Here is a 5,902-nt window from a genome sequence, read left to right as displayed (position 1 = left end):
AACCCAGAACCGTCGACAATTCTTCAGCTTGGGACGTTGGCGGCTCTGGCTTCCGGGTTCTGCTTCGCAGCTCCGGAATGACAACCCAGGTCGGAACGATGGACACGCCCCCGCCGCGCTCAGGCCTCGCCTTCCGTCTCGAACAACACGGCGTCGAGCGCTTCCCGGGCCGACTTGCCGGCCCAGAGGACGAACTGGAAGGCCTGATAGTAGCGCTCGCAGGCATCGACGGCCGATTTCAGCATCATCGTACACTGGCCCTGCGTCGGTGCCGCGCCGTCCGTGAGCAGGAGCGAGTGGCGGAACATCACGACGCTGTCCGTCGACCAGAGGTCGAAATGACCCACCCAGAGCTGCTCGTTGACCAGCGACACGAGGTTCAAGACCTCGGTACGGCGGCGCTCGGGCACCTTGAGGTCGAAGGCCGAGGCCACGTGCAGGGCCTCCACGTCCTCGATCCAGGTGAAGGCGACGTGATAATCGGCCCAGCGGCCCGAGACGGAGACCGACATCTCGTCGGTCTCGGCCCGGTCGAAGATCCAGTCGCGCAGCGAGGCCAGCCGCTCGACGACGTCGAGGGGATGCTCGTGCCGGTCGTAGTCTTCGATGCGCAATTGGGTCATGGCGGTCCAGTTGGCGACGCGGCACGAATCATCGTGGAGCTGCGAGCCGTCGAACACGCGAGCCGCGTCGCCCGAATGCGGGCATCACGTCGCTCACGTGTCTGTCGATGGCAGCTTAGAGGTCCGTGTGCGGGGCGAATCAGTAGCCTACCGACTATAGACCGGGCCGGACTCGCGTATCAAAGCGGCCGGCGCGGAAGATGAACAGGAAAGCGGGGCCCAGCCTCATCCTTCCTGTGCACAAATCTTCAGACCGATTCCGACATCCCGGCCGTCGAATCCTGGCCGAGCTTGGCTTCGAGCGCGGTGACCCGCGCTGCCAGCGCCTCGTTCTGGGTCCGCAGCGTCCCCACGAGATCGCGCAGCACGTCGACCTCCTCGCGGGAAGCGATGTCCATGTCGCGGATCAGTCGCTCGACCTGGGCCTTGAACAGGGTCTCGGCCTCACGGCGCACGCCCTGGGCCGCGCCGGCGGCGTCCGTCATCAGGCGGGCGAAGTCGTCGAACAGGCGGTTCGAGGTCTGCATCGTGATCTCCAGAGGTCGAGCCGCCGAGGCCGTCGTGGCCGGCGCCAGGGTTCGAGATAGGAATCCGGTTCGCCCCAGGCAATCCGCAAGCGCGCCGGCCGGCCCGCTCTCATATGGATGCGGGCGAAGGTTGCTGATCGTAACCGACGCCCGGTGCGGAAACACGGCGTTACAAATCAAGCGTCTGTGCGGTCTTCGCTTCCCAGCTTCCTAGCCGCATAACCGCCTCCCAGGACGGACACCCCCGAGAGTTGCCGAAGCAGAACCCGTAGCGATGAATTCCACGCCCTCCACGCCTCACATCCTCGTGGTCGAGGACGACCGCGAGATCAGCGCCCTCGTCGCGCGCTACCTGCGTGCCAACGAGTGCCGGGTCACGATCGCCGGGGACGGGCGCGAGATGCTCCGCCTGCTCGCGGATTCCCGGGTCGACCTCATCGTGCTCGACGTGATGCTACCGGGCGAGGACGGCTTCAGCCTGTGCCGGCGCCTGCGCGTGACCTCGACGGTGCCGATCCTGATGCTGACGGCCAAGACCGAGGAGATCGACCGGATCGTCGGCCTCGAGATCGGCGCCGACGATTACCTCGGCAAGCCCTTCAACCCCCGCGAGCTGCTTGCCCGCATCCGGGCGATCCTGCGGCGCGGCGCGACCGCCGAGGACAGGGCGGACGAGGGCGTGCGGCGCCTGCACTTCCTGGGCTGGACCCTGGACCTCGCGCTGCGCCAGCTCCTCAGCCCGGAGGAGGCGCGAGTGGCGCTGACGGGCGCCGAGTTCGACCTCCTGCACGCGCTGTGCCTGCGACCGGGACGAGTGCTGTCCCGCGACCAACTCCTCGACCTGACGCAGGGGCGCGCGGCCGGGCCGTTCGAGCGCAGCATCGATGTCCTGATCAGCCGGATCCGCCAGAAGATCGAGCGGGATCCGCGCAACCCGGAGACGATCCGGACGATCCGCTCGGGGGGCTACCTGTTCACGCCGGAGGTCACGCGCTCATGAACGCGCTGTCCCGGCCGCCTTCGACCGGCGAGACCGCGTCGCCCGAGGCGTCCAAGTCCCAGCGACCGGCTTCGCGGCCGCTGCCCAGCCGCGTCCGGCGCTGGCTGCCCTCCAGCATCGGCGGCCAGATCACACTTCTCGTCTCCTCGGCGATCATCGTCGCCCACATCGTGATCGCGATGCTGATCGTCGTCCTGCGGGAGCCGTGGCGGGACGAGAACCACCCGGTCGCCGCGAGCATGCGCGTGGCCACCGTCGCCCGTCTGCTCGATGCCGCCGAACCGGTGCAGAGGGCAAATCTCCTGCGCGACGCGGCTCGATCGCTGCCGAACCTCCGCCTCGCGCCCTGGGAGGGACATGTGCCCGGAAACGCCGCGGAGGAGGCCGGCGACGCGGCCTTCATCCAGAGGCTACGGGATTATTATGCTCAGCCACTGACCGTGGTGGAACTGCCCGGGCCGCCGGACGCGCCCGGGCAGACGGTCGGCGTCTCGACCCAGAACGGGGCGCGCTTCAGCGTCTTCCTGCCGCCGGAACGGAGCCTCAATCCGCGCCGGGGCGTCCTTATCTTCTCGCTGCTGTTTCTCGGCTCGACCCTCCTGATCCTCTCGGTCTGGGCGGCCCGCGCCTTGACGGCCCCCCTTGGTCGTCTCGCGGAAGCGGCCGAGGCCTTCGGGACCCGAGCTGATCTCGTCGCGCTGCCCGAGAAGGGGCCGAAGGAGGTGCTGGCAGTGTCCCGAGCCCTCGACCGGATGCGCGAGCGCGTGCGGCGCCTCATCGACGACCGCACCCAGATGCTCGCCGCCATCAGCCACGATCTGCGCACGCCGATTACCCGGATGCGGCTGCGGGCCGAGTTCGTCGAGGACGATCAGGCGCGCGGGATGATGCTGCGGGACCTTGGCCAGATGAACGGCCTCGTCGAGGCCGCCCTCGCCTTCATCCGGGACGAGGGCGCCGGCCGGTTCGAGGCGCCGGCGCTGATCGATCTCGCCTCCGTGGTCCAGACCGTCTGCGACGGCTTCGCGGATGTCGGGGCCGATGTCGAGCTCGAGCAGGCCCGGCATGTTCTGGTGCAGGGGCGGGCAGACGAGCTGCAGCGGGCGATCACGAACCTCGTCGACAACGCCGTGAAGTATGGCGGCCGGGCCAGGGTGCGGATGGGGCCGGCGGCGGGTGGGGTCAGCGTCGAGGTGATCGACGACGGTCCCGGCATCCCGGATGACGAGTGCGAGGCGATGCTGAAGCCCTTCGTGCGCGGCGACCGCGCGAGAGGCCTCAACGAGGCCAACGGCTTCGGTCTTGGCCTGTCGATCGTCGGCGCCATCGTGGAAGGCCATGGCGGCCGCCTGATCCTGACGAACCGCCAGCCCCGGGGCTTCATCGCCCGCATCGAGCTGCCGCTCGCCGCCGCGCGGATGGCGAGGCGGGCCGGGGGAGAAGCCAGGACCGGCTGAGAGGCGCGTCGCCGCGTCGCGGTGCTGTCGCACTCGCGCACCGGGCCCGCTTCATTGCGGCGGCGGGGCGCCGTGCGGCCCGCCGCCGGCAAGGCTCCGCCAAACCGCCGCATCGGCCGCGTAATCCAATCCTGCGGCCTCGGCAGCCTCCTCCCCCCGATCCCGGCGCGACCGCACCCTGACGAAGAAGCCGTTCGGGCCGCCGGTCCTGCGGCCCCGGAACCCGCCCGGCCGCGGCAGGTTCTCCGGGAACATCAGCCAGGGAGCGAGATCCATGTCGGCACCAAACAGCCTCAAGGACGTATACCTCGACGAGTTGCAGGATCTCTGGTCGGCCAACGACCAGATGACGAAGGCCGTGCGACAGCTCAGCCAGAAGGCGAGCGACGCCAAGCTCAAGCAGATGCTGGAGCAGTCGGTCGGCGGCATCGAGAAGCACACCGGTGTTCTGAAGGAGCTCATCGCCGCCAATGGCGGCGAGTCCGCGCCCGAGCACTGCAAGGGCATGGAGGGTTTGGTGGCCGAGGCCCTCAAGCACGGCACGCAGGAAGCGCCTCAGGAAGGCAGGCTGCGGGACGCCGTGATCATCGCCCAGTACCAGCGCATGTCGCATTACGGCATCACCGGCTTCGGCTCGGCGGCGGCCTACGCCAACGCCCTCGGCCGCTCGGACGACGCGAGCAAGCTCAAGAACTCCGTCTCCGAGATCTACAAGGTCGACGAGTACGCCAGCCAGCTCGCCGAGAGCCTCCAGCGGGCGGCGGCCTGAGCCCAGGGCTCGGCCCTCACGAATCCACAAGCCCGGGGAAAAACCCGTTCCCGGGCTCTTGAACCTTAACGGTCCCGCACCGACTTCTCCGCCCGTGCGGACCGGGCCCCTCTGGCGGCGCTCTTTTTGGGCGTCGTGATGTCGGACCGCATCGAGTGCGCTCGATGTCAGGCCCGGTCGCGGATTCTCTGCAGCCTCTGAAACCGTGCGCCCTCGCTCGAAGTCGCAACGGGAGAGGCACATGGATTTTCTGTTTCAGGCGTGGCTGGGCACGCCGATCTGGTTCTGGCTGGCCTTCGCCGGCCTCGTCGCCGCGCTCACGGCGTTCGACCTCGGCATCCTCCACAAGGAGGACCGCGAGATGGGCATCGCCGAGAGCCTGAAGCTGTCGGCCTTCTATATCGGCATCGCGCTCCTGTTCGGCGCCTGGGTCTGGGTCGAGAAGGGCGCCGACCTCGGCATGAAGTATTACACGGGCTTCTTCATCGAGAAGGCCTTGTCGATCGACAACGTCTTCGTGATCAGCCTGATCTTCACCTACTTCGCGATCCCCCGGATGTACCAGTACCGGGCGCTGCTCTGGGGCATCCTGGCGGTGATCGTGCTGCGCGGCCTGATGATCGGCGTCGGCGCTGCCGTCGTGCAGGAATGGCACTGGGTGCTCTACCTCTTCGCCGCCTTCCTCATCGTCACCGGCGTTAAGATGCTGTTCGCCGGCGACGCGCCGATGGACGTGGCGGGCAACCCGGCCGTGCGGTTCATCTCCCGCCACATGCGGGTGACGCCCGAGCTCCACGGCCAGAAGTTCTTCGTGAAGGTGCCGGACGGCGGGACGGGCAAGCTGGTGCTCGCGGCGACGCCGCTCTTCCTGGCGCTCGTCGTCGTCAACCTCGCCGACCTCGTCTTCGCGGTGGATTCGGTGCCGGCGATCTTCGCCATCACCACGGACACCTTCATCGTCTACACCTCGAACATCATGGCGATCCTCGGCCTGCGGGCGCTCTACTTCGCGCTGGCGGCCATGGTGCACCGCTTCCACTACCTGAAATACGCGCTCGCCCTGGTCCTGGTGTTCATCGGCGCCAAGATCTTCGTGGCGGACTTCGTGCTCGACGGCGGCAAGTTCCCGCCGGTCCTGAGCCTCGCCGTCACCCTGGGCCTCATCCTGGCCGGCATCCTCTACTCCCTGTGGAAGACGCGCGGCGAGGCCGAGCCGGAGGCGGCTGCGAAGGCCTGAGGCCGGGTTCCAACGCAGGAGAGTGGCGGCCGCGGAAGCTTCACCCGCGGCCGCCCGGCGACGGTCTCGCCCTCCCTGAGGCGCGCACGCGCGCACCGCGATCCATGTCATCCGGGTGTGACCGATCGAGATCACGGTCATTCCGGATTATGGAGCCCCGCGCGGCGCCCCCGCCGCACGCCCTCAATCCAGGAGGACCTCTATGAGTTTTGTGACCACCGGCGACGGCGTGGAGATCTACTACAAGGACTGGGGTCCGAGGGAGGCGCAGCCGATCGTGTTCCATCAC

Annotated in this window: 7 protein-coding genes and 1 pseudogene; 5 read left to right on the top strand and 3 right to left on the bottom strand. The window is 68.2% G+C overall.

Features of this window, described 5'->3' with window-relative positions; translation table 11 throughout:
- Positions 1–119 precede the first annotated feature (119 nt).
- A complete protein-coding gene (locus tag MFF55_RS26215; protein ID WP_238247136.1) occupies positions 120–623 on the bottom strand; it encodes a type III secretion system chaperone family protein in 504 nt (167 codons plus the stop codon).
- Between the two features lie 248 nt (positions 624–871).
- Positions 872–1,150 (bottom strand): accessory factor UbiK family protein, encoded by a 279-nt coding sequence (locus MFF55_RS26210; protein ID WP_238247134.1) that lies wholly within the window; start codon positions 1,148–1,150, stop codon positions 872–874.
- 274 nt (positions 1,151–1,424) lie between these two features.
- Between MFF55_RS26210 and MFF55_RS26205 the strand changes: the two genes are divergently transcribed.
- Together MFF55_RS26205 and MFF55_RS26200 are read left to right on the top strand one after the other, a co-directional pair.
- The gene (locus tag MFF55_RS26205; RefSeq protein ID WP_238247132.1) at positions 1,425–2,150 is read left to right on the top strand and encodes a response regulator; all 726 of its coding nucleotides are present in this window, start codon (positions 1,425–1,427) and stop codon (positions 2,148–2,150) included.
- Positions 2,147–3,607 carry an ATP-binding protein gene (locus tag MFF55_RS26200; RefSeq protein WP_238247130.1) on the top strand — a complete coding sequence of 487 codons (1,461 nt, stop codon included), beginning with the start codon at positions 2,147–2,149 and terminating at the stop codon, positions 3,605–3,607. The genes MFF55_RS26205 and MFF55_RS26200 overlap by 4 nt, the downstream gene beginning before the upstream one ends.
- 51 nt (positions 3,608–3,658) lie before the next feature.
- On the opposite strand, the gene MFF55_RS26195 is transcribed toward MFF55_RS26200, so the two are convergent.
- Positions 3,659–3,883, bottom strand: coding sequence for a hypothetical protein (locus tag MFF55_RS26195; RefSeq protein ID WP_238247128.1), 225 nt, complete (start codon positions 3,881–3,883; stop codon positions 3,659–3,661).
- Between MFF55_RS26195 and MFF55_RS26190 the strand changes: the two genes are divergently transcribed.
- The 3 genes and pseudogenes from MFF55_RS26190 to MFF55_RS26180 all read left to right on the top strand — a co-directional run.
- The gene (locus tag MFF55_RS26190) at positions 3,882–4,376 is read left to right on the top strand and encodes a ferritin-like domain-containing protein (protein WP_238247127.1); all 495 of its coding nucleotides are present in this window, start codon (positions 3,882–3,884) and stop codon (positions 4,374–4,376) included. The genes MFF55_RS26195 and MFF55_RS26190 overlap by 2 nt on opposite strands.
- A 241-nt stretch (positions 4,377–4,617) precedes the next feature.
- Positions 4,618–5,613 carry a TerC family protein gene (locus MFF55_RS26185; RefSeq protein WP_238247125.1) on the top strand — a complete coding sequence of 332 codons (996 nt, stop codon included), beginning with the start codon at positions 4,618–4,620 and terminating at the stop codon, positions 5,611–5,613.
- Positions 5,614–5,815: 202 nt separating this feature from the next.
- Positions 5,816–5,902: pseudogene (locus MFF55_RS26180) on the top strand (alpha/beta fold hydrolase); the annotation flags it as partial.

The organism is Methylobacterium iners (assembly GCF_022179305.1).
Taxonomy (GTDB): Bacteria; Pseudomonadota; Alphaproteobacteria; order Rhizobiales; family Beijerinckiaceae; genus Methylobacterium; species Methylobacterium iners.
The sequence above is the reverse complement of the archived record's forward strand: the minus strand, read 5'-3'. Positions and strand labels throughout refer to the sequence as shown.

What these genes read in the sequence shown, in the direction of transcription:
- MFF55_RS26185 (WP_238247125.1), top strand. Translation starts at nt 4,618, where the DNA reads ATGGATTTTCTGTTTCAGGCGTGGCTGGGCACGCCGATCTGGTTCTGG.
- MFF55_RS26190 (WP_238247127.1), top strand. Translation starts at nt 3,882, where the DNA reads ATGTCGGCACCAAACAGCCTCAAGGACGTATACCTCGACGAGTTGCAG.
- MFF55_RS26210 (WP_238247134.1), bottom strand. Translation starts at nt 1,150, where the DNA reads ATGCAGACCTCGAACCGCCTGTTCGACGACTTCGCCCGCCTGATGACG.
- MFF55_RS26195 (WP_238247128.1), bottom strand. Translation starts at nt 3,883, where the DNA reads ATGGATCTCGCTCCCTGGCTGATGTTCCCGGAGAACCTGCCGCGGCCG.
- MFF55_RS26205 (WP_238247132.1), top strand. Translation starts at nt 1,425, where the DNA reads ATGAATTCCACGCCCTCCACGCCTCACATCCTCGTGGTCGAGGACGAC.
- MFF55_RS26215 (WP_238247136.1), bottom strand. Translation starts at nt 623, where the DNA reads ATGACCCAATTGCGCATCGAAGACTACGACCGGCACGAGCATCCCCTC.
- MFF55_RS26200 (WP_238247130.1), top strand. Translation starts at nt 2,147, where the DNA reads ATGAACGCGCTGTCCCGGCCGCCTTCGACCGGCGAGACCGCGTCGCCC.